Source organism: Nonomuraea roseoviolacea subsp. carminata (genome assembly GCF_024172185.1).
GTDB lineage: Bacteria > Actinomycetota > Actinomycetes > Streptosporangiales > Streptosporangiaceae > Nonomuraea > Nonomuraea roseoviolacea.
The window spans coordinates 4,444,477-4,465,297 of record NZ_JAMZEC010000001.1 but is presented as its reverse complement, the minus strand read 5'-3'; the positions used below and the strand labels follow the sequence as shown (position 1 = coordinate 4,465,297).

Sequence of the window (20,821 nt, the reverse complement as noted above, 5' to 3'; positions counted from 1 at the left end):
GACTGGAAGATAGCGCTCATTTATGAAAAGAACTATAGATAATCACGCACGATCAAGCAGAAGATGCGCGCAAGCGACCTCAGCGTGACAGGTTCGTGACAGAATTATCGAAACGATCTACGAAAAGAGCAGGTCGTCGGCGCGGTCCAGCGCCCACCTGACGGCGCCCAGCGTGACGCAGTCGCTGCCCAGGCCGGAGGCCACGACCTTCGGCGGGTAGTAGCACACCTCGTCGAAGTAGCGCTGGATCGGCTCGACCAGCAGGTCGCCGGCCCTGGCCAGGCGGCCCCCGACCACCACCATCTCCGGGTCGAGCGGGTTGACCAGCGTGAGCAGGCCCTCGCCCAGGTGCCGGGCGAACGCGGTGACGGCCGCCAGCGCCCGCTCGTCGCCGGCGCGCGCCCGCCCGATGGCGAAGTCGGCCGCCTGCTGGTGCGAGCGCAGCTCGCCCGGCTCGGACTCCATCGCGTAGTCGAAGACGTGCTTGAAGGCCGACCAGTGGTCGCGGGCCTGCCGGCCGATCTCGCCGGCGGCGGCGTTGGCGCCCCGGTGCGGCCGGCCGCCGATCAGCAGGGCGAGCCCCAGCCGGTGGCCGGTGAAGAGGTAGACCACGTCGTCGTGGCCGCGCGCCGCGCCCCGCCAGTGCTCGGCGAGCACTGCGAGCCGCATGTCGTTCTCGACCAGCACGGGCGGCGCGAGCCGCCGCCCCAGCTCGGCCCGCAGGTCGAGGCCGGTCCAGCCGGGCAGGACGGTGCTCTTGACCACGCGGCCCGCGTTGTCCACCACGCCGGTGGTGCCGACGCCGACGGCGGCGAGGCCGGCCATGGACAGCCCGGCCTGGCCGGCCACGGCCGAGACCAGGCCGGCGACGACGTCGAGGCGCTCGGCCGCGCTCATCATCTCGTGGGTGGGTGCCTTGTGGGAGGCGACGACCTCGCCGTTGAGGTCGGCCACCATGGCGCGCACGTGGGAGGCCCCGATGCCGACGCCCGCCACGTGGCCCGCCGACGCGCGGAAGCGGAAGCGCCGGGCCGGCCGGCCGCGCTGGCGGTCGCCCTGCTCCTCGCCGCACTCCTCGGCCCAGCCCTCGGCGATCAGGTCCTCGACGATCACCTCGGCCGTCGGCCTGGAGACGCGGGCGGCCCGGGCCAGCTCGCTGAGTGTGGCGACCCCGGCCTCGCGCAGGATCCGCAGCACCGCGGCGGAGTTGAGCTTACGCAGCAGGGAGGCGTCGCCGCTCTGCTCTCGCACCGAACCTCCAGGGAAACCGTCAGATCGACATCTTACTTAACAAACTTGGTTACGTAATCACGGGGAGCCGGTGGGTCCCGGGAACACGCCGGGCAGCGGCGTGAAGCGAAGCTGTGGGGGCACTTAAGAATCCCTCGATGGACATGTCCGGAGCCGGGGCGGCACAGTGCGTTAGGTTCGGGATGAGGGGGAATGTGCGATGAAAGCGCTGGTCAAGGAGAGGCCCGAGGCCGGTCTCCGGCTCGTCGACGTACCGGAGCCGACGCCGGGGCCCGGCGAGGTGCTGATCAAGGTGCTGCGTACCGGCATCTGCGGCACCGACCTCCATATCCGGAAATTTGATGACTGGGCGCGTAACACCCTGAAGCTTCCTCTCATCGTCGGGCACGAGTTCAGCGGCGAGGTCGTCGAGACCGGCCCCGGCGTGGAGAACGTCGCCGTCGGCGACCTGGTCAGCGGCGAGGGCCACATCGTGTGCGGCCGGTGCCGCAACTGCATGGCCGGCCGCCGCCACCTGTGCCGCAACACCGTCGGCCTCGGCGTCCACCGCGACGGCGCGTTCGCCGAGTACGTCACGCTCCCCGCCGAGAACGCCTGGGTGCACCGCACCCCCGTCGACCCCGACGTGGCGGCCATCTTCGACCCGTTCGGCAACGCCGTCCACACGGCCCTGTCGTTCCCCCTCGTCGGCGAGGACGTGCTGATCACCGGCGCCGGCCCGATCGGCCTGATGGCGGCGGCCGTGGCCACCCACGTCGGCGCCCGCAACGTCGTCATCACCGACGTCAGTGACGAGCGCCTCGACCTGGCCGCCAAGCTCGGCGTCTCCCTCGCGCTCAACGTCGCGCGCGACTCCATCGCCGACGGCATGCGCCGCCTCGACATGCGCGAGGGCTTCGACGTGGGCCTGGAGATGTCCGGCAACCCGCGGGCCATGCGAGACATGATCGCGAGCATGACCCACGGCGGCAAGATCGCCATGCTCGGCCTGCCCGCGGAGGAGTTCGCGGTCGACTGGGCCACGATCGTCACCTCGATGATCACCATCAAGGGCATCTACGGCCGTGAGATGTTCGAGACCTGGTACAACATGTCGGTCCTGCTGGAGAAGGGCCTCGACCTGACCCCGGTGATCACCGACCGGTTCCCGTACCACGAGTTCGACGCCGCCTTCGACACGGCCGCCAGTGGCCGCACGGGCAAGGTCATCATGGACTGGAGCGGAGGAGCTCGGCCGGAGAGCGCGAGGAACGAGCCAACGGAGGCCGAAGCGGCCGCGACCATGAACAGGAGTTGTGCTTGATGTTCACGAACGTGCGCGAGCAGCTGCGTACGACGCTCGACGAGATCACCGAGGCCGGGCTGCTCAAGCCCGAACGCGTCATCAGCACCCCGCAGAGCTCCAACGTGCGCGTCGCCGGCAAGGAGGTGCTGAACTTCTGCGCCAACAACTACCTCGGCCTGGCGGACCACCCCGAGGTGGTCGCGGCGGCCAAGGAGGCGCTCGACCGGTGGGGCTTCGGCATGGCCTCGGTCCGGTTCATCTGCGGCACCCAGGAGGTGCACAAGGAGCTCGAAGGGCGCCTGTCCGCCTTCCTCGGCATGGAGGACACCGTCCTCTACAGCTCCTGCTTCGACGCCAACGGCGGTGTGTTCGAGACGCTGCTCGACGCGCAGGACGCGGTCATCTCCGACGCGCTCAACCACGCGAGCATCATCGACGGCATCCGCCTGTCCAAGGCCCGCCGCCTGCGCTACGCCAACCGCGACATGGCCGAGCTGGAGTCCCGCCTCAAGGAGGCGGCCGACGCCCGGCGGCGGCTGATCGTCACCGACGGCGTGTTCTCCATGGACGGCTACCTCGCCCCGCTGCGGGAGATCTGCGACCTGGCCGAGCGGTACGACGCCATGGTCATGGTGGACGACTCGCACGCCGTCGGCTTCGTCGGCCCGACCGGACGCGGCACGCCCGAGCTGCACGGCGTGACCGACCGGATCGACATCGTCACCGGCACCCTCGGCAAGGCGCTCGGCGGTGCCAGCGGCGGCTACGTCGCGGCCCGCAAGGAGATCTGCGAGCTGCTGCGCCAGCGGTCCCGGCCGTACCTGTTCTCCAACTCCCTGGCCCCCGTCATCGCCTCCGCCTCGCTGCGGATCCTCGACCTGCTGGAGACCACCGGCGAGGCCCGCGAGCGACTGCGCGCCAACACGGCCCGTTTCCGCAGCGAGATGACGCGCAACGGGTTCGACATCCTGCCCGGCGACCACCCGATCGTGCCGGTCATGATCGGTGACGCGGCGAAGGCCGGGGCCATGGCCGAGCGGCTCCTGGAGCTGGGCGTGTACGTCATCGGGTTCTCGTACCCGGTGGTGCCGCACGGGCAGGCGCGCATCCGGGTCCAGCTCTCGGCCGCGCACTCGCCCGAGGACGTGGAGCGCGCCGTGGAGGCGTTCGTCCAGGCCCGCGGCTGAGCGGATCCGCGGCCGGCCCGGCGTCGTAGGTATCCTCACCAGCGTGATAGACACGCGCCGGCTGCGCACGCTGCGCGCGGTGGCCGACCACGGCACGGTCACCGCCGCGGCGGCCACCCTGCACCTCACCCCCTCGGCCGTGTCGCAGCAGCTCGTCGCCCTGGAGCACGAGGTGGGGCACCGGCTGTTCACCCGCGACGGCCGCGGCGTGCGGCTCACCGCCGTGGGCACGATCATGCTCAGGCACGCGGACGAGGTGCTCGCCCAGCTCGAACGCGCCGAGGCGGAGGTCGCCTCCTACGCCGGCGGCGAGGCGGGCGAGGTCACCGTGGCCTGCTTCGCCACCGCGATCAGCGCCGTCCTCGCGCCCGCGGTGGCGGCGCTGCGGCTCAAGGCCCCGGCGCTGCAGGTCCGCGTCCGCGACGTGGAGGGCGACCAGGGGCTCGCCATGCTGCTCGACGAGCGGGCCGACCTGGCCGTCGTCGTGGAGTACCGCGGCTGGCCCGACGCGGCGGACCGCCGCCTGTCCCGGGTCCCCCTGTACGCCGAGCCGTTCGACCTCGTCCTGCCCGACGACCATCCGCTGGCCGCCGGGTCCTCGACCACGCGGCCGTCCGACGAGCCCGTGACGCTCGCCGGCCTGGAGGGCGAGCCCGTGGCGCCCGCCGACCTGGAGAGCGCGCCCGGGACGCTCGCCGAGCCGGAGAGCGAACCCGTGGCACTCGCCGATCTGGCGGGCGAGACCTGGATCGGCCCCCACCCCGGCAACCCGATCCGCGACGTCATCGCCTTCGCCTGCGAGCAGGCCGGCTTCACGCCCGAGTTCGCCCACTGCTCCGACGACTTCCGGGCCGTGGTGGCGCTGGTGGGGGCGGGCGCGGGGATCGCGCTCGTGCCCCGGCTGGCGCTGCGCGACATGACGCTGACGGGCGTCACGGTACGGCCGGCGCCCGGGCCCGAGCGGCGGGTCTTCGCCGCCGTACGCCGCGGCGCCGCCGCCCACCCGCTCCTCCGGCAGGTGCTCGACACCCTGCGCGCCATCGCCCCGGCCTGAGGCCGCCTCCTCGGCACGTCGCTGTTCCGATCCCCGTGTGAAATTCCGCGTCCATCCGCGGACACGTACGTGATCGAGACCGACAACAGCCCACCGACGAGGATGAAGTGGACGAAACCGATGACCAGTCCCGGTTCGAGACCGTGTACCGGCGCACGTACGAGCAGATCCTCGGGTACGTCATGCGACGGTGCTCCTCCGCCGAGGACGCCGCCGACATCGTGGCCGAGACGTACGTGACCGCCTGGCGGCGCGTGAGCGAGATCCCGCGCGGCGACGCCGCCCGGCTGTGGCTCTACGGCGTGGCCCGGCGCGTCCTGGCCAACCACCGCCGCGGCGAGCGGCGCAGGGAGACGGGGCACGCCGAGCTGACCGCCGAGACCCGCCGCCGCTACGCCATGTCCGCCCCCAGCCGGTACGACCACGTGGACCAGGCCATGAACGCGCTCTCCGGCGACGACCGCGAACTGCTGGCCCTGTCCGTCTGGGAGGAGCTGGACCCCGGCCAGATCGCCGAGGTGCTCGGCTGCTCGCGCAACGCCGTCCGCATCCGGCTGCACCGCGCCCGCAAGCGCTTCGCCCGGGCTCTGAAGGATGCCCGCCCGGCGGCCGTCCGCCCGCGACCACTGACCAACGAGGAGTCACGATGAGCAACGACCAGGTGTTCAGGGAGCAGGCGAGGGTGCTGGACGCGGACCTGTCCGGCAGCGCGACCACCGCGGGGGCGGACGCGCTGCTGACCGAGATCCTCCTGCTGGAGCGGACCCCGGTCCCGGCCCCGGCTGCCCGGCGGTCCCGTCGCGGACCGGCGCCGAGCCGCCTCCTGCTGGGCCTGGCGGCCTCGGTCGCCCTGGCCGGCGCCCTCGTCGTCGGGCCCTCCCTGTTCAGGGAGTCAGGGCAGGTGTACGCGAGCCAGGCCGTCACGATCGACCGCGACGGCGACGAGTACAACTTCTACATCACCGACGGCGACCCCGACCCCGGGGAGCTGCGGAAGGCGTTCGACAAGGTCGGCCTGGGCAACGTGAAGGTGGAGCTGATGCCCGTGTCGCCGCGGCAACGCAACCCCGTCGACGGCTGGGAGGACTCGGACCCGGACGCCAAGATGACCTCCACCCTGTCCGACTGCAAGGTGCGGGTCGAGGGATGCCTGACGGCCTTCAGCATCACCGCCGACATCAAAGGACCGGCGACGCTGCGGTTGGGCCGGCCGGCCAGGCCCGGCGAGAAGTACGACTTCCCCATCGACGCGACCGTGCCGGGCGAGGCCCTGGCCGGGGTCAGGATCGGGGGGCTCACGGTGGCCGAGGCGGAGCGCGTCGTGCGCGAGCACGATCTGAAGGTGGCCTACGAGCTCCGCTGGCCACTGCACGAGGGGGTCGGCTACAAGGTGGAGGGGCCGGTGCCGGCCTCCCGGGTCGATGCGGGCTGGAAGGTGGCGGAGGCGGACAGCTACAACGACGGGGTGATCATCCTGAGCGTCGAGCCCGCCGAGGGGACCACCCCGCCGCCCGGCTACTGACCGTCCGGCCGCGCGGGGGGTGCAGTTCCCGCGCGGCCGGACGCGACCGCTCGCACGGAGCCCATGTCCGAGCGGTCGGAGGCCCGGCCGCTCAGGGGGATCCCCATCCCTGTTTCCCGCGCGGCCGGACGTGCGAACGGTGTCAGCCGATGGCACAGGCCCGTGGCCTGGCCGGCTTCACCTGGTCACCCGATGGCGTACGCCCTGGTGATGGTCTGCGTCACCTGGTCACCCGCCGCGTCCGTGACCTTGGCCCGCAGCGAGACGAACCCGGGCGCGGCCGGGTTCGCGACCCGGGCCATCCGCGCCGAGCCGGAGCCGACCAGCCGGACCGGCCGCCAGCTCGCCCCGTCGTCGAAGGACGCCTCCACCGTGATCGACGTGACCCGCGGCGCGGGGGCGCCGGGGTTGCGCTGGAGGCTCACCGGGATCACGGTCGTGGAGCCCGGCTTGGCGCGGTTGTGGTCGTCCAGGCCCTCGGGGAGGTAGCGGACCGCGGTCAGGGGCAGCGGCCGGGCCTTGTCCGTCCGTTCCGACCGGAACGTCCAGGCCGCCTCGACCTTCGTGGACAGCGCCGACGGCCGCTGCGCCGACGCGGTCAGGGTGTAGGTCGCCGCCTCGGCGGGCAGCCGGGCCTTCAGCAGGCACCTGGCGGGATCCATGGGCACGCAGCCTGCCAGGTCCGCCTCGGCCAGCACCTCGGCGCCGCGGGTCAGAGCGAGCTTCCCGGTGGTGGTGGAGTCACCGCCGTTCAGTCCGGCCCTCCCGGCGGTGAGAAGGCCGTCGGCGGTGAAGCGCAGGCGGTCGCCGTCGCGGTCGCCGGCCGGCGTGCCGAACGCGGGACCGGTCACGGCGTCGTTCCACACCTCGGAGACGGGCCGCCGCCCGAGGACTTCACTGTGACCGGCCACCGTGTGGGTGCCGGTCTCGATCTCCGTGATCCAGGCGAAGCCGGGAGTGCGGTAGTGCGTCATGGTCGCCGGCAGAGCCATCTCGGGGCTCCTGGAGAGCCACACATCCGTCCAGCGGGCGCCGGGGAACAGCGGCCCCACCGCCGTCCTGGCCTTGGCGGCGCCGCCCGGTGCACGGTAGGCCGCGCTCACCTTGACCAGGTCGCGGGTCCGCGCCGTGTAGGTGGGATCGTCCGGGATGCCGCCCACCTCGTAGTCGACGAGGTCGTAGCGGTACGGGCTCGGCTTGGCGTCCTTCTTGTGCCAGACGGTGGTGGCCATGTACCGCAGGCCGGGCTGACGTACGGGGAACACGTAGTAGCCCCGGCTCTGGCCGAAGGAGGCCCAGGCCGTGTTCCAGGCCCCGTTGGCAAGCGTGAAGGCGATCATGCGGTCGCGCTCGGCCGTCGGCTCGTCCACCGTGAACTCGACCTTCTTGGCCTCACGCATGTCGAACGTCAGCTCACGGTCCGCGTTGTCGATGGTCACGGATCGGTGCGCGAAGGCGGCGTAACCACCCCAGATGTCGACGTAGACGTTCCACTCACCCTTCGGCAGCCGGACCGTGGCCTTGCCCTGATCATCGAAGGCCAGCAGACGCCGGTCGCCGGTCTTGTCGTAGGCCTCCCCCGAGACGCGGGCGTCGGGCGGGTTGCCCTCCAGGTCGGCGGTCTTGACGGTGAGGTCGTAGGACTCCGGCTCGACATAGGCGCCGGCCAGGGTGCGGATGACGGTGTCGCCGGACCGGGCGGTCACGACGCCGGGATAGTCTCCGGGCGCCCTGCCCTCCCCTCGGATCGTCAGCTTGACCGACGCCTCCCCCTTCGCGGGCACCACCAGGCTCTGGGCCCCGAGCTCCAGCACCTCGCTGTCCTCGCCGAGGTTCAGCGTGACCGGGGTGTCACCGGCGTTGGCGTACGTGATGTCCTTGGTCACCACCCGCTCGCCGGTGCCGTCCCAGGGGAAGGCGGCCCAGACGTTCGGCGTCGCCGCCGTCACCTGCTGGGCCAGTGTGCGGACCAGGTCGACCCGCCCGGCTCCCTCCTGGTACGGCGTGGCTCCCTCCTGGGGCGCGGCGCCGCCCATGAGGGCCGCCTTCAGGCGCTGACCACTCCAGTCCGGGTGCCGCTGGGCGAGGATCGCGGCGGCTCCCACCACGTGCGGGGTGGCCATCGACGTGCCGCTGTAGGCGACGTACGGACCGTCGGCCGTGCCCGCGGCGGCCGCGGCCGTGATCTCGACACCGGGAGCGGTGACATCCGGCTTGACGGCATGGTCACCGCTGCGAGGGCCCGCACTGGAGAAGTCCGCCATCCGGTCGTCCCGGTCGACGGCGCCGACGGTGAGGGCGGCGTCGGCGCTGCCGGGGCTGCTCACCGTGCCGGGCATCCCGTCGTTACCGGCGGCGATGACGAACAGCACGCCGGTCCGCTCCGACAGCGTGGCGACCGCCTGCTCCAGGGGGTCGAGCCCCGGCGTGTCCGGCGCGCCGAGGCTGAGGTTGACCACCTTGGCCTTCACCTCAAGGGCGGCCCATTCCATGCCCGCCAGGATGGCCGAGTCGGTCGGGCCGCGGACGCCGCCCACCTTGCCGAACGCGATTTTCGCATCCGGCGCCACCCCCCGGTACTTCTCCCCCGCGCCTGCGACGATCGACGCCACATGTGTTCCGTGGCCGAGGTGGTCACGGATGTCGGGCTCCTCGCTGAAGTTCCGCGACTGCGTGACCACGTCCTTCAGGTCCGGATGGTCCGGGTCATAGCCGGAGTCCAGGACGGCCACCGTGACGCCCTTGCCGGTGAAGCCCTGCTTCCATGCCTCCGTCGCGCCGATCTGCTTGACGCTCCGGTCGAGGGTGAAGGGACGTCGCCCATCCAGCCACAGCTTCGTCCGCCCCGCGGACAGGGTCCGGGCGCCGGACGCCAGGCTCTTCCACGTCTCGGCCGCGTTCGTCTTGGGCACCTGCACCGCGGCCATGCCGAGGGCGGACATCCGCCGGACCTGACGGGCGCTCCGGAAGGTGGGCACGTCCCCCTGGGCCGACTGCGTGATCAGCGGGATGTCGCCCCGCTGCGCGTCTCCGTACCCCCATTCCAGAAGCTGCGTGACGTCGAACAGCCGCTCGTCCAGGACGCCCTGTGCCACCAGCGGACGGGCGTCGGACGGGTAGACGTACAGGTGTCCGTCGCGGCGCTGGCTGGCGTAGGACGCCTGCCTGCCCGCTCCCGGCTCCACCCGGTACCCGGCGGCGGTGACGACGACCTTGTCGCCGGTGATCAGCGTCACCGTGCCGGTCGGCTTGTCCTCCGGCCGCTCGGCTCTCGCGGACGTCTCGACCTCTGGCGTCGCGGTCGTCGCGGGCGTCTCGCTGATGGTCGTCGCGGGCGTCGGGGACGTCGCGGGCGTCTCGCTGATGGACGTCGCGGGCGTCGGGGACGTCGCGGGCGTCGCGGCGGCGGGCGCCTGGGCGGCCGTGACACCGGCCGCTCCGGCCAGGACGGCGGCCACCAGGCCCTTGCCTAACCTCATGCGCTTCCTCTCCATCGGCTGCATGAAACGGTCGCCGCCGATGACGCTCGGTCGCGTACGGCGGCAACGCATGAGCAAATGTCCGGATACGGGGAGCTGTTACAGGGGCTGCCGTGAAGGCAGAGACGATGTGCTCCGTGTGAAACAGAGCCGCCCAGCCGGACATCTGCTGTGATGTGTCCAAACAACGGAAAGAAGGCGACATCGGGGAACCTGCGCCGGAGCACCGCTTCGAGCGGCTCTACCTGGCGCACTATCCCGCCATAGCCGCCTACGTCACGCGACGTACCGAGTCCACGGACGACATCGCCGACGTGATCGCCGAGACGTTCACGACCGCCTGGCGCCGGCTGGACGACATCCCCCAGGGGGACGAGGCCCGGCTGTGGCTGTACGCCGTCGCCCGGCGGGTCCTCGCCAACCACTTCCGCGCCGAGGAGCGCCGCTCGGCGCTGGCCGCGCGGCTGCGCGAGGAGCTGTCCGCCTGGTCACGACCCGTGGCCGACCGGGACGGCGACGCCACCTACCAGGCGTTCCGGCGCCTGTCACCCGACGACCGGGAGCTGCTCACCCTCGTCGGCTGGGAAGGGCTGAGCAGCGCCGAGATCGCCAAGGTGCTCGGCTGCTCGCGCGGAGCCGCGCGCCTGCGCCTGCACCGCGCCCGCAAGCGGCTGGCCAAGGAGCTGGCCGCCGCCGATCTCGACCTCACCACCTACGGCCTGCGCGCCGTCACACTCGCGGAGGGAAAATCTTGACTTCTTCCCCACACCTAGAGGCGGGGGATTCCCACCTTCACAGGTTGGGGTTCCTGCTTCACGGGCGACTGCACCTGGACGGACCTGGAGTGTCTGACGTCACCTCCACAGGCAGACACGGCAAGACCTGCCGCCAGGATGTTCTTCGCGGCGTTGACGTCCCGGTCGTGCCGGGTGCCGCAGGACGGGCACTGCCACGTCCGGGTGCCGAGCGCGAGTTGCGTGAGCACGTGCCCGCAGGCCGAGCAGGTCTTGGAGCTGGGCAGCCAGCGGTCGACCACGACCAGGTGACGGCCGTATCGGGCCGTCTTGTAGGCGAGCATGCGGCGGAAGGCGCCCCATCCGCAGTCGGAGATGGCCTTGGCCAGTCTGCGGTTGCGGATCATGTTAGCCACGGCCAGGTCTTCGATCACGATCACGTCGTGGTCGCGGACCAGCCGCGTGCTGGTCTTGTGCAGGAAGTCCGTTCTGGCCGCGCGCACCTTCCGGTGGGCGCGGGCGATCTTGGCCTTCGCCTTCACGTGATTGCTCGACCCGCGGGTCTTGCGCGCTTGGCGGCGCTGGTAGCGGGCCAGGTTGCGCTCCCGCCTGGCCAGATGACGCGGATTGGGGATCTTGTCGCCGTCGGAGGTGACGGCGAAGTCCGTCACCCCGAGATCCACGGCGACCACGGCACCCGCCGCCGCAAGCCGGTCGGGAACGGCGGCATCGACGGCGAAGGAGACATACCACCGTCCGCACGGGTCCCGGGAGACGGTCACCGTACTCGGGTCGATCGCCGCCGGGTCCACCTCGGGCCAGGACCAGACGAACGCCAGCGGCGCCTCCATCTTCGCCAGCAACAGCCGCCCGTCACGGTAGCGGAACCCGGAACGGGTGTACTCGGCCGACTGCCGTCCCGTGCGGGACTTGTAACGCGGATATCTGGTGCGTCCGGCGAAGAAGTTCGCGAATTCGTCTGCTGGTGGCGGATCGTCTGCTGCAGTGGGACCGAGGAGACCTCGTTCAGCCATGCCAGCTCGTCGGTGGCCTTCATCGCGGTGAGATGGGCGTTGGCCTGGATGAAACCGGTCTTCGCCCGCTGGGTGCGGTATCGGTCGCGCCGCCAGGCCAGGGTGCGGTTCCAGACGACGCGTACGCAGCCGAACGTGCGACTCAGCACGCCGGCCTGCTCAGGCGTCGGGTACGCCCGGCACTTGTACGCCGTCCTCACCGATCCATTCTGACGAATCACCCCCTCAGGAATCAGCCACTTCGCACGAAGCACGTGCGGGTGGTGTCCAACTTTTGCTCCCCGGGGCTGAAGCACCGGGCCTCCAACCTCAAGGAGTTTCGATGAACACCGACGTGGACCGCGTCGTCGCCCACCTGTCTCCCGGCGCCGGGCCCGGCATGACCGAGGGGGCCCAAGCGCTCATGCGCGACATCATGGCCGCCGAGCCCGCCCCCAGCAGGGCCGTCACGCCGCTCCGGGCCGTCGCCTCGGCCGGGCGGCGCGGGCGCCGGTCGCGGGTCCTGCGCGCCGCGGTGCCGGGGGTGGCGCTGCTGGCCGCCGCGTTCCTCGGGCTGAGCTGGCTGCTGCCCGCCGGACACGGCCTCGGCCCCGGGACGGCCGCGGCGCTCGACATCAAGAAGGAGGACGGCTACTACGTCATCGAGGTCAAGGACCTCTACGCCGACTCCGCCACGTACGAGGCGCAGCTCCGTGACGCCGGTCTGGACGTGACCCTCAACGTCGTCCCCTCGACCCCGGCGTTGGTGGGCTCGGTCTCCCCCACCTCCATCACCGAGGACCGGTACCTCGACGAGATCAAGACCATCGACCGGCCGGGCGAGTGCGACAAGATGGGCGGCTGCCCGATCGGGGTGAAGATCCCGGAGAACTTCGAGGGGCACGCCGAGATCACCATCGGGCGCGAGGCCCGGCCCGGCGAGCGGTTCCAGAACGGCACCGCGATCGACGCCCTGGGCGAGCCGCTGCACTGCCTGCCCTACATCGGCCGGACCGTGGCCGAGGTGCGCGGGATGCTCCAGGAGCGCGGTGTGACCGTCCAGGAGTTCGACGACATGGACCCCGTGTCCGGGGGGACGAAGGAGTCGGTTCCGGACTCGTGGCTGGTGGAGGGGGGCAGCATGACGGAGCCGGGCAAGGCGTCCCTGAACGTCTACGAGGGTTCCGCGCCGCAGGAGCCGGGGGGCCGCCGCGGCGAGAACTGCCCGACCTCCTAGGTACGCGAGGTCCACAAGCCGACCTCCGAGTTACGCGAGGTCGCCGACCGACCGCCTCGGTACGCGAAGTCACCGACCGGCCTTCCGGCTACGCGACGGCCGCCGATCGGTCTTCCTTCCAGGCGTAGGAGGGCTCCTGCCCGCACGGGGCGCCGGGCAGGGGCCCTCTCCGCACAACGCTCAGCCGGCGGGCACGCCATCGCGAGACGACGAGCCCGCGACCGCGTCCACGCGAGACGACCAGACCACGACCACACCTCCACGAATCACTCAACCCGCGGCCGCACCTCCGCGAGACGCCCGGCCGCGACCGCTTCCACGCGTGTCGCTCAGCTCGTGGCCGCGTCGATCAGCACGCGGGCCAGCTCGCGCGGCTGCGAGAACATCGGCCAGTGTCCCGTGTCCATCTCGACCAGCCGCCACCGCTCACCGCCCAGCAGCCGCGCCACGTCGGGGCTCGGCTCGTCGCCGTCGAGCAGGCACTTGACGTACGTGGCCGGCAGCTCGCCGAGAGGCTTGGCCAGCACGGCCGGCTCGGTCAGCGAGGCGCCCGGGTGGGGCGTCGAGCCGGTCACGATCCGGTCGATCTGCTCGTCGGTCAGGCCCTGGCCCGCGTAGTCGGCCGCGGTCAGCGGCGCCCAGTAGCCGTCGTTGGCGGCCATGGATGCCTCCACCACCGCGCGGCCCGCCGGCGAGGGGGACACGAACGACTCGCCGTGGGAAGGCACGTTGGAGTCGACGAAGACCACGTGCGACAGCCGGTCGCCGATGCGCTCGGCGGCCTGGCCGACCGGGATGCCCGAGTAGCTGTGGCCGACCAGGACGACCTCGCGCAGGTCGAGCCGCTCGACCTCGTCGACGATGTCCTGGACGTGGGTCTGCTGCCCGGCCGGGGCGCCCCGCTTCTCGGCGAGCCCGGACAACGTCAACGGGTGGGCGCCGTGGCCCGCCGCCCGCAGCTCGGGCACCACGTCGTCCCACGCCCATGCTCCGAGCCAGGCCCCTGGCACCAGTACGAATTCCGCCATGGGCGGCACGGTATCGGACCCCTCCGACAGTTCCCCGGCACGATCACGACGTCCCATCATGGCGAGAGCGGAGCGCGGCCCGGCCGGCCTCCACGCCGGTGGTCACCTTGATCCAGCCGCTGGGACGTTGTGCCGGGCGGCGTTGCCGAGCAGATTCGCCACCAGCCGATCCGGCCGCCCCCGTGCGATTCTGAGCCTTTTCGCCGGGGATGTCACACGCGCTCCGGTCCGGACACTGACCATCACGTGACACTCCCGTACCGGAAGGACGACGACGTGGGCCCACCCGATCCTCGCCGCCGTTTCGAGCAGATCTACACGGAGCACTACGCGGCCGTCGCCGCCTACGTGCGGCGGCGCGCCGACTCGCCGGACGACATCGCCGACCTGCTGTCCGAGGTTTTCACCATCGCGTGGCGGCGGCTCGGCGAGGTGCCGGCCGGCGAGCGCGCCCTGTTCTGGCTGTACGGCGTGGCCCGGCGCGCCCTCGCCAACCACCGTCGCGGCGAGACCCGCAGGACGGCGCTGACCCAGCGGCTGGGCGAGGAGCTGGCCGCCTGGGCCGGGTCCCCGGCGGACCGGGCGCCCGGGGCGGCGCGCGCGGCGTTCCTGCGCCTGTCGGACGACGACAGGGAGGTGCTGGCGCTGGCCGGCTGGGAGGGCCTCGGCGGCGCCGAGATCGCCAGGGTGCTGGGCTGCTCGCGCATCGCCGCCCGCCAGCGCCTGCACCGCGCGCGCAAGCGGCTCGCGGCCGAGCTCGCCGCCGCCGACGAGGACCTCGCCGGATACGGCCCGCGGGCCGTCCGTCTCGCCAAGGAGAACGCGTGACCACGAACCTGGACGACGTCGTCGAGCGGCTGGCGCCCGCCCCGGTGCCCGCGGCGCCGCTGACTCCGCTCGCGCGGGACCTGATGAACGAGATCATGGACGCCGCACCCGCGCCGGCGCCGGACGCCCGGCCTCGGCGGAGGTGGCGCCCGCTCGTCGCGCTGCCGGTGGCCGCGGCCCTCGCGGCGGCGGCCTGGATCGTCCCGTCGGCGCTGAACAGCACGCCCGCCGCCGCGCTGGACGTCAAGGAGGAGGGCGGCTACTACGTCATCGAGGTCAAGGACCTGTACGCCTCCCCGAAGGTGTACGAGACCCAGCTCAAGAACCTCGGCCTGAACGTGGACCTGCACGTCGTGCCGGCCACGCCGAGCTTCGAGGGCGAGCTGACCATGGACACGCCCGGCTGGCAGCCGATGACGCCCTTCCCCTACCGGGACAAGATCGTGAGCATCGACCGGCCCGAGGACTGCGCCGGCGTGGGCCGGACCTGCCCGATCGGCCTCAAGATCGACAAGAGCTTCACCGGCTCGGCAGACGTGCGGCTCGGCCGCGCGGCCCGCCCCGGCGAGGAGTACGAGATCATCGGCTCCCTCACCGACGTCCGCGAGCCGATGAACTGTGTGCCCTTCTACAACCGGCCCGTGAGCGAGGTGCGCGCCGAGCTCAGGAAGCGGGGTGTGGCCGTCGACGAGTACGCCATCCACAAGCCAGGCCAGCGGGGCGAGGACACGCAGGTCACGACGAGCGTGCCGGAGTCCATGTATGTGCACGGGGGCGGCCTGAGCAGCTATGGCCACGCCACCCTGGTGGTCGGCGAAGAGCCGCTGGCCGACGACCTGGTGAAGAAGCTGCTCAGCAACGAGGGATGCCCGACGTCATGAACTCGGATGTGAGGCTGCTCACCAGGCCATAGGGACATCCCACTCGTCGCCGAGGCCCACCCGAGGGCCGGGCTCCGAACTCGTCACTGAGGCGCGCCCGAAGGCCGAACTCCCGCACTCAGGAGGCGCGCCCGAGCGCTGGCTCATGATCCGCGCCCGAGAGTTGGGCTCCCGCGCTCAGGGGCGCGCGGGATCCACATGCGCTCGTCGGCCGCCGACATGATCCAGACGATCACCCGCTCGCGGGCGAGGGGCCGGCCGGCCATCCCGAGGCCCTGGCACACCACCTCCCGGTGTGCCAGGGCCTCCCGGCGTGCCGGAACCTCCTGGTGTGCCGGGACCTCCCGGTGTGCCGGGCCTCCGGGATCAGGCTCGGGCCCGCTCGACGGCGTCACGGAAGCGGGCGTACGCGTCGATCTCCGCCTCCACGGGGCCGAGCACGTACTCGGCGCTCACCTCACCGACGGCGGCGCGCATGGCCTTGGCCGTACGGCGGGCGCGACGCCGACCGCCCACCCAGGCCGCCAGCCGGGACAGCAGCGCCACCAGAACCCCCGCCAGCGCGCCACCGGCGAGCAGCACGGTCGGCCACGGCACCACCCCGAGCGTCGGCACCGGTAGCTCCGGCAGCCGCAGGTAGTCGAGGCCGAACAGCACGCCGAGCCAGAGCGCCCCCACCACCATCGTGGCGAACACCAGCCACTGCACCGCCCCGACGGCCTTCCACCAGCGGGGCGGCCGGGTCGCCTGGACGGACGTCCGGCCCACGGCCCGGTCCACGGCGTCGGCCAGCTCGCCGGAGCGCGCCCGCGCCGCCCGCCGCACGGCCGCCTCCCAGGGGCCGGGCAGCCCGCTCGCGGCAGCCTCGCCGACGTCGCGGATCGCGGTCTCGACCCGCGCCTTCTGCACGGCGGAGGCGGCGGGTAGGGACGTACGGCCCACGATGTCCTGACTCTCGCCACGCAGAGCGGGTGTCCCGGCGGCGGGCGTCCCACCGCGCGGGCCGGATGTCCCAGAAGCGGACGCCCCACCTCGCGCGGTGGGTGTCCCGGCGGCGGGCGTCCCACCGCGCGGGCCGGATGTCCCAGAAGCGGACGCCCCACCTCGCGCGGTGGGTGTTCCGGCGGCGGACGCCCCGCCTCGCGCGACGATCGTGCTTCCTGCAACCGCGGCGCCGCCGCTCGTGCCGTTCCGTGTGCCGGTGCTCACGCCCATGCCGAGGCGGAGGCGGCGCAAGGGGTCGGGTCTGAGGCGGCGGATCCACCGGGTGACCGGCCAGCCCGTGGCGACCACGGCCCGGTGCCGGTGCCCCTTCGCCACGGCCTCCAGCACGAGGGGCACCCCGGCCGCCTCCTCCAGCGCCATCGTGAGCCGTCGCCCCAACCGTGCCGAGACGTCCCCGCCCGAGGGCGCCTCCGGCAGCTCGGCCGAACGCGTGATCTCCCTGCCCGCCGCCAGCACCCCCGGCAACGCACCAGGCCCTTCCGCCCGGGGCCGCCCCGCTGACGCCCTCCCTCCAGAGGGCTCACGCCCCGGTCCCTCCCCCGCCGCACGTGTCGCGCCGGACACGCCCGTCGAGGTGCTCGCCGCCCCGGCGCCCGAAGGACCCGCCGAGGGAGCAGCGGAGGCCCCGTCGTCCCCGCTCGTCCGCCCCCGGCCCCCGCCGGAAGCCGGCGCCCCGGACACCCCCGGCGCGCCTGTCGCCCCCGCACCCGTCGCCCCCGTGCCGGTCGTCCCCACGCCCGCCGCCCCCGCACCCGACGTCCCCACGCCCGCCGCCCCCGCACCCGACGTCCCCACGCCTGTCGCCCCCGCACCCGACGTCCCCGCGCCGGGCCTCTCCACGCCCGTCCTCCCAGGCGTGTTCGCGGAAGCGAGTGCCGTCGTAGCGGTGGGGGCGTGGCGTTCCTCCCCTGTGAAGCCGGGGATCTCCGGAGGGTTGGCCGAAGCGGCCGCCAGGAGGTCGGCGGTGGTGATGACGTCGGCCGTCAGGCGGGACGCCCAGGCGCGCCGGTCGGCGACGCGCCGCGCCAGGAGCGCGCGCAGCTCCGCCAGGCCCCTGCCCGTACGGGCCGAGGTGGCGAGGACGGGCACGCCCTTCAGACCGTCCTCGTCCAGCAGGCGCCGCACGTCGCCGAGGCAGCGGTCCACCGCGTCGGGCGGCAGCCGGTCGGCGTGGTTGAGCGCCACGACCATCACGTCGCGGTGCCCGGACAGCGGGCGCAGGTAGCGCTCGTGGAGTGCCGCGTCGGCGTACTTCTGCGGGTCCAGGACCCACACCAGCAGGTCGACCAGTTCGACGAGGCGGTCCACCTCCAGGCGGTGGCCGAGCTGGATGGAGTCGTGGTCCGGCAGGTCAAGCATGATAAGTCCGGACAAATCTGGATCGGTGGGTGAGCCTGAGGCACCGCCTGCCTGGTGGCGGGTGAAGACGTCCAGCCAGTCCAGGAGCGGGCCCGCGGCCCCCGTGGCGCCGTCCCACACCGCCGCCTGCACCGCCGACGTCGTCGGCCGCGTGACGCCCACCGTCGCCACCTCGGCCCCCGCCAGCGCGTTGAACAACGACGACTTCCCGCTCCCCGTGGCCCCGGCCAGGGCGACGACCGTGTGCTCGGCCGACAGGCTGCGGCGCGCCCCCGCCCGTTCGGCCACGGCGCGCGCGGACCCCACCACACCGCCCGGCAGCCGTCCCTCGGCCAGCGTGGCGGCCTCCAGCAGGGCGTCCAGCCGGGAGTCCAGCGACGGCCCTTCCTTGCGACGCAGCAGCCTCATCCCCCGCCCCCCGACGAGTCCGCCGCCGAAGCCCCCGACGAACGCGGCCCCGAAGCGCCCGACGACCCCGAAGCCCCAGAAGGCCCCGGCGCGTCCGGCCGCGAAGCCCCCGGTACGTCCGGGAGTTCCGCGCGATGCGAGCGCACCGCGCCCGCCGCCTCCAGCAGGGCGTCCGCCGTGCCCGGCGGCGGCTCGATCGGCTCCAGCAGCGCCGTGTACCGGGCCGCCTCCTCGTCCGTCAGCGCCCGCACCCGCTCCCGCAGGTCCTCCCGCGCCCGTACGGTCAGCGTCCGCACCGCCTGGTCACCGAAGATCGCCTCCAGCAGCTTCTGCGACAGCACGCTCGTGCCGCCCGCGATGCCCACCTCGATGCCGGTCAGCCCGCCCGTCGAGGCGAACACCGCCAGCATGATCAGCAAGCCCGCCCCGTTCACCCCGAACGACGCCAGCCGCGCCGTCGTCCGCCGTTCCGAGCCTTCCTGCCGTACGAGGTCCATCACGAACTCCTGCCACCCCCGCACCGCCGCCTCGGCCCGCTTGGCCAGGTCGGGCGAGGCGCGGCCGAGCCGGGCCGCCTCGACGGCGCCGATCCGCTCGATGATCCCGGGCCCGCCGGGCGCCGCGGACCAGCCGTCCAGCGCCCGCTCGGCGGCGGCGTCGGCGGCGCCCCTGATCAGCGTCTCCACCCCGCTCTCCAGCGCGTCGCGCAGCTCGGCGGCGGGCACGCGGCCGGTGAAGAACGACACGAGCCGGTCGCGCAGCCAGCCCACCCGGCTCTCCAGCGACCGCATGAGGTCACCGGTGCCGATGAAGTCCTGCCAGCGGGCCAGCACCTCGCCGCGCAGCAGCGACCCGTCGCGCATGCCCTCGTCGAAGTCGGCCATCGCGCCCGCGTACGCCCCGGAGACGATGGAGCGCAGCCCGTCGAAGCCCGCCTGCTGCCGCCGCACGGCCTCGGCCAGCTCGGGCACCCGCGCCGCCAGGCTGTCGAGCGCCCCGGACAGCGTCTGCCGCACGACCCGGGCCCGTTCGGCGGCGTCGTCGGCCAGCCCGGCCAGCCAGGCGGAGATCGGCGCGACGAGCGGGGCGGGCAGCCGCGCCTTCTCCGAGGGCAGCGCCGCCTCGGGCACGGTGAACAGGCGGGTGCCGTCGAGCCCGTTGGCGACGAGGAGGCGTTCGAGGTCGCGGGTGACCGGCTCGGTGGCCTCCGGGGGCACCCGGTCGAGGACGACGGCCAGCGCGGTGCTGCGCTCCCGGGCCAGGCGCAGGAAGCTCCACGGCACCTCGTCGGCGTAGCGGGCGGCGGTCGTGACGAACAGCCACAGGTCGGCGGCGGCGAGGAGCTGCGCGGCGAGCTCCCGGTTGGCGGTCACCACGGAGTCGATGTCGGGCGCGTCCAGCAGGGCCAGCCCGGCCCCGAGCGCCTCGGAGGTGACGACCCGCAGCGCCCCGGCCGTCCCGTGGCCGGGGCCGCCGGTCCGCGACAGCCCGGGCAGCACGTTCGGGCCCATGAACCAGTCGCGGTCGGCCGGGCTGGCCACGAGCGTCGGCACGAGCGTGGTGGGACGCAGCACGCCGGGCTCGGCCACGTCGGCCCCGACCAGCGAGTTGACCAGCGTGGACTTGCCCGCCCCGGTGGAGCCGCCGACCACGGCGAGCAGCGGCGCGTCGATCGCGCGCAGGCGCGGCAGGAGGTAGTCGTCGAGCTGCCCGGTCATCTCCCTGAGCAGCCGGCGGTCCTCCTCGGCACGGCCGATGGCCAGCGGGAACAGCTCGCCGTCGAGCCGGCGCCGCAGCGCCTCCAGCGCACCAGGCAGGTCCATGTCCTGAAACTAGCCCGCAGGCGGCTCCCTAAGCACATATCCGACACTCCGCAGCGTGTGGATCAGCCGCGGCTCGACGGCGTCGACCTTGCGCCGCAGGTAGGAGACGTATGACTCGACCACGCCGGCGTCGCCGCCGAAGTCGTAGTTCCACACGTGGTCGAGGATCTGTGCCTTGGACAGCACGCGCCCGGCGTTGGCCATGAAGTAGTGCAGCAGCTTGAACTCGGTCGGCGAGAGCCGCACCGGCTTCCCGCCGCGCCACACCTCGCGCGCGTGCTCGTCCAGCTCCAGGTCGGCGACCTTCAGCCGGGTGGCGGGCGCGTTCTCGCCGCGCGTGCGGCGCAGCACCGCGCGGATGCGGGCCTGCACCTCCTCCAGGCTGAACGGCTTGGTGACGTAGTCGTCGCCCACGCCGAGCCCGGCGATCTTGTCCTCGGTGGCGTCGCGGGCGGTGAGGAACAGCACGGGGGCGGTGATCCGCCGGGCCACCTCGAACCCGTCGAGGTCGGGCAGCATCACGTCGAGGACGACGAGGTCGGGCGAGGCGCGTTCGGCCACCTCGACGGCCTCGTAGCCGTCGGCGGCGGTCAGCACCTCGAACCCGGAGAAGCGCAGGCTGGCGGACAGCAGGTCCCTGATGCTGGGCTCGTCGTCCACCACCATGATCAACGCTTCGGGTGTGGTCACCTCCATAGCGTTACTCAGGGAGCTGAGGAATAGCTGA

General features: G+C 72.9%; 15 protein-coding genes and 1 pseudogene. 9 read left to right on the top strand and 7 right to left on the bottom strand.

The annotated features are described in order from the left end of the window. Positions 1–117 precede the first annotated feature (117 nt). Positions 118–1,251, bottom strand: coding sequence for an ROK family transcriptional regulator (locus HD595_RS20880; RefSeq protein WP_253771484.1), 1,134 nt, complete (start codon positions 1,249–1,251; stop codon positions 118–120). 199 nt (positions 1,252–1,450) lie between these two features. Here HD595_RS20880 and tdh point away from each other — a divergent pair, with 199 nt between their 5' ends. The 5 genes from tdh to HD595_RS20855 all read left to right on the top strand — a co-directional run bounded on the left by tdh (position 1,451) and on the right by HD595_RS20855 (position 6,299). Beyond that, positions 1,451–2,554, top strand: coding sequence for an L-threonine 3-dehydrogenase (gene tdh, locus HD595_RS20875; RefSeq protein ID WP_253771482.1), 1,104 nt, complete (start codon positions 1,451–1,453; stop codon positions 2,552–2,554). Continuing rightward, positions 2,554–3,723: a glycine C-acetyltransferase gene (locus tag HD595_RS20870; RefSeq protein WP_253781256.1), complete on the top strand. Its 1,170-nt coding sequence runs from the start codon at positions 2,554–2,556 to the stop codon at positions 3,721–3,723. Before tdh ends, HD595_RS20870 begins: the two co-directional genes overlap by 1 nt. A gap of 43 nt (positions 3,724–3,766) precedes the next feature. Further along, positions 3,767–4,777 carry a LysR family transcriptional regulator gene (locus tag HD595_RS20865; RefSeq protein WP_253771480.1) on the top strand — a complete coding sequence of 337 codons (1,011 nt, stop codon included), beginning with the start codon at positions 3,767–3,769 and terminating at the stop codon, positions 4,775–4,777. 107 nt (positions 4,778–4,884) lie between these two features. After that, on the top strand, positions 4,885–5,427 hold the full coding sequence (locus tag HD595_RS20860) for an RNA polymerase sigma factor (protein ID WP_253771478.1): 543 nt from the start codon (positions 4,885–4,887) through the stop codon (positions 5,425–5,427). After that, the gene (locus HD595_RS20855) at positions 5,424–6,299 is read left to right on the top strand and encodes a hypothetical protein (protein WP_253771476.1); all 876 of its coding nucleotides are present in this window, start codon (positions 5,424–5,426) and stop codon (positions 6,297–6,299) included. The genes HD595_RS20860 and HD595_RS20855 overlap by 4 nt, the downstream gene beginning before the upstream one ends. 185 nt (positions 6,300–6,484) lie before the next feature. On the opposite strand, the gene HD595_RS20850 is transcribed toward HD595_RS20855, so the two are convergent. Beyond that, the gene (locus HD595_RS20850) at positions 6,485–9,778 is read right to left on the bottom strand and encodes a S8 family serine peptidase (RefSeq protein WP_253771474.1); all 3,294 of its coding nucleotides are present in this window, start codon (positions 9,776–9,778) and stop codon (positions 6,485–6,487) included. 176 nt (positions 9,779–9,954) lie between these two features. Between HD595_RS20850 and HD595_RS20845 the strand changes: the two genes are divergently transcribed. After that, entirely contained in the window at positions 9,955–10,533 is a 579-nt protein-coding gene (locus HD595_RS20845) for an RNA polymerase sigma factor (RefSeq protein ID WP_253771473.1), read from the top strand. 14 nt (positions 10,534–10,547) lie between these two features. Here HD595_RS20845 and HD595_RS20840 read toward each other — a convergent pair. Then, positions 10,548–11,746 (bottom strand): annotated as a pseudogene (locus HD595_RS20840) (RNA-guided endonuclease InsQ/TnpB family protein). A 122-nt stretch (positions 11,747–11,868) separates the two neighbouring features. Between HD595_RS20840 and HD595_RS20835 the strand changes: the two are divergent. Then, positions 11,869–12,762, top strand: coding sequence for a hypothetical protein (locus tag HD595_RS20835; RefSeq protein WP_253771471.1), 894 nt, complete (start codon positions 11,869–11,871; stop codon positions 12,760–12,762). A 329-nt stretch (positions 12,763–13,091) separates the two neighbouring features. Here HD595_RS20835 and HD595_RS20830 read toward each other — a convergent pair whose 3' ends face one another. Then, on the bottom strand, positions 13,092–13,790 hold the full coding sequence (locus tag HD595_RS20830) for an alpha/beta fold hydrolase (RefSeq protein WP_253771469.1): 699 nt from the start codon (positions 13,788–13,790) through the stop codon (positions 13,092–13,094). Positions 13,791–14,066: 276 nt separating this feature from the next. On the opposite strand from HD595_RS20830, the gene HD595_RS20825 reads away from it, so the two are divergent. Together HD595_RS20825 and HD595_RS20820 are read left to right on the top strand one after the other, a co-directional pair. After that, the gene (locus HD595_RS20825; RefSeq protein ID WP_253771467.1) at positions 14,067–14,618 is read left to right on the top strand and encodes an RNA polymerase sigma factor; all 552 of its coding nucleotides are present in this window, start codon (positions 14,067–14,069) and stop codon (positions 14,616–14,618) included. After that, positions 14,615–15,499: a hypothetical protein gene (locus HD595_RS20820; protein ID WP_253771464.1), complete on the top strand. Its 885-nt coding sequence runs from the start codon at positions 14,615–14,617 to the stop codon at positions 15,497–15,499. The genes HD595_RS20825 and HD595_RS20820 overlap by 4 nt, the downstream gene beginning before the upstream one ends. A 366-nt stretch (positions 15,500–15,865) precedes the next feature. Here HD595_RS20820 and HD595_RS20815 read toward each other — a convergent pair whose 3' ends face one another. The 3 genes from HD595_RS20815 to HD595_RS20805 are packed head-to-tail and all read right to left on the bottom strand — an operon-like array spanning position 15,866 to position 20,790. Continuing rightward, positions 15,866–18,271, bottom strand: a complete 2,406-nt coding sequence (locus HD595_RS20815) for a GTPase (protein ID WP_253771462.1) — start codon at positions 18,269–18,271, stop codon at positions 15,866–15,868. Then, positions 18,268–20,094 carry an ABC transporter gene (locus HD595_RS20810; protein ID WP_253771460.1) on the bottom strand — a complete coding sequence of 609 codons (1,827 nt, stop codon included), beginning with the start codon at positions 20,092–20,094 and terminating at the stop codon, positions 18,268–18,270. The genes HD595_RS20815 and HD595_RS20810 overlap by 4 nt, the downstream gene beginning before the upstream one ends. A gap of 9 nt (positions 20,095–20,103) precedes the next feature. After that, entirely contained in the window at positions 20,104–20,790 is a 687-nt protein-coding gene (locus HD595_RS20805; protein ID WP_253771458.1) for a response regulator transcription factor, read from the bottom strand. Positions 20,791–20,821: the final 31 nt, after the last annotated feature.

Coding starts and splice junctions, on each gene's coding strand:
- tdh (WP_253771482.1), top strand. CDS start 1,451: ATGAAAGCGCTGGTCAAGGAGAGGCCCGAGGCCGGTCTCCGGCTCGTC.
- HD595_RS20870 (WP_253781256.1), top strand. CDS start 2,554: ATGTTCACGAACGTGCGCGAGCAGCTGCGTACGACGCTCGACGAGATC.
- HD595_RS20855 (WP_253771476.1), top strand. CDS start 5,424: ATGAGCAACGACCAGGTGTTCAGGGAGCAGGCGAGGGTGCTGGACGCG.
- HD595_RS20850 (WP_253771474.1), bottom strand. CDS start 9,778: ATGAGGTTAGGCAAGGGCCTGGTGGCCGCCGTCCTGGCCGGAGCGGCC.
- HD595_RS20835 (WP_253771471.1), top strand. CDS start 11,869: ATGAACACCGACGTGGACCGCGTCGTCGCCCACCTGTCTCCCGGCGCC.
- HD595_RS20830 (WP_253771469.1), bottom strand. CDS start 13,790: ATGGCGGAATTCGTACTGGTGCCAGGGGCCTGGCTCGGAGCATGGGCG.
- HD595_RS20815 (WP_253771462.1), bottom strand. CDS start 18,271: ATGAGGCTGCTGCGTCGCAAGGAAGGGCCGTCGCTGGACTCCCGGCTG.
- HD595_RS20810 (WP_253771460.1), bottom strand. CDS start 20,094: ATGGACCTGCCTGGTGCGCTGGAGGCGCTGCGGCGCCGGCTCGACGGC.
- HD595_RS20805 (WP_253771458.1), bottom strand. CDS start 20,790: ATGGAGGTGACCACACCCGAAGCGTTGATCATGGTGGTGGACGACGAG.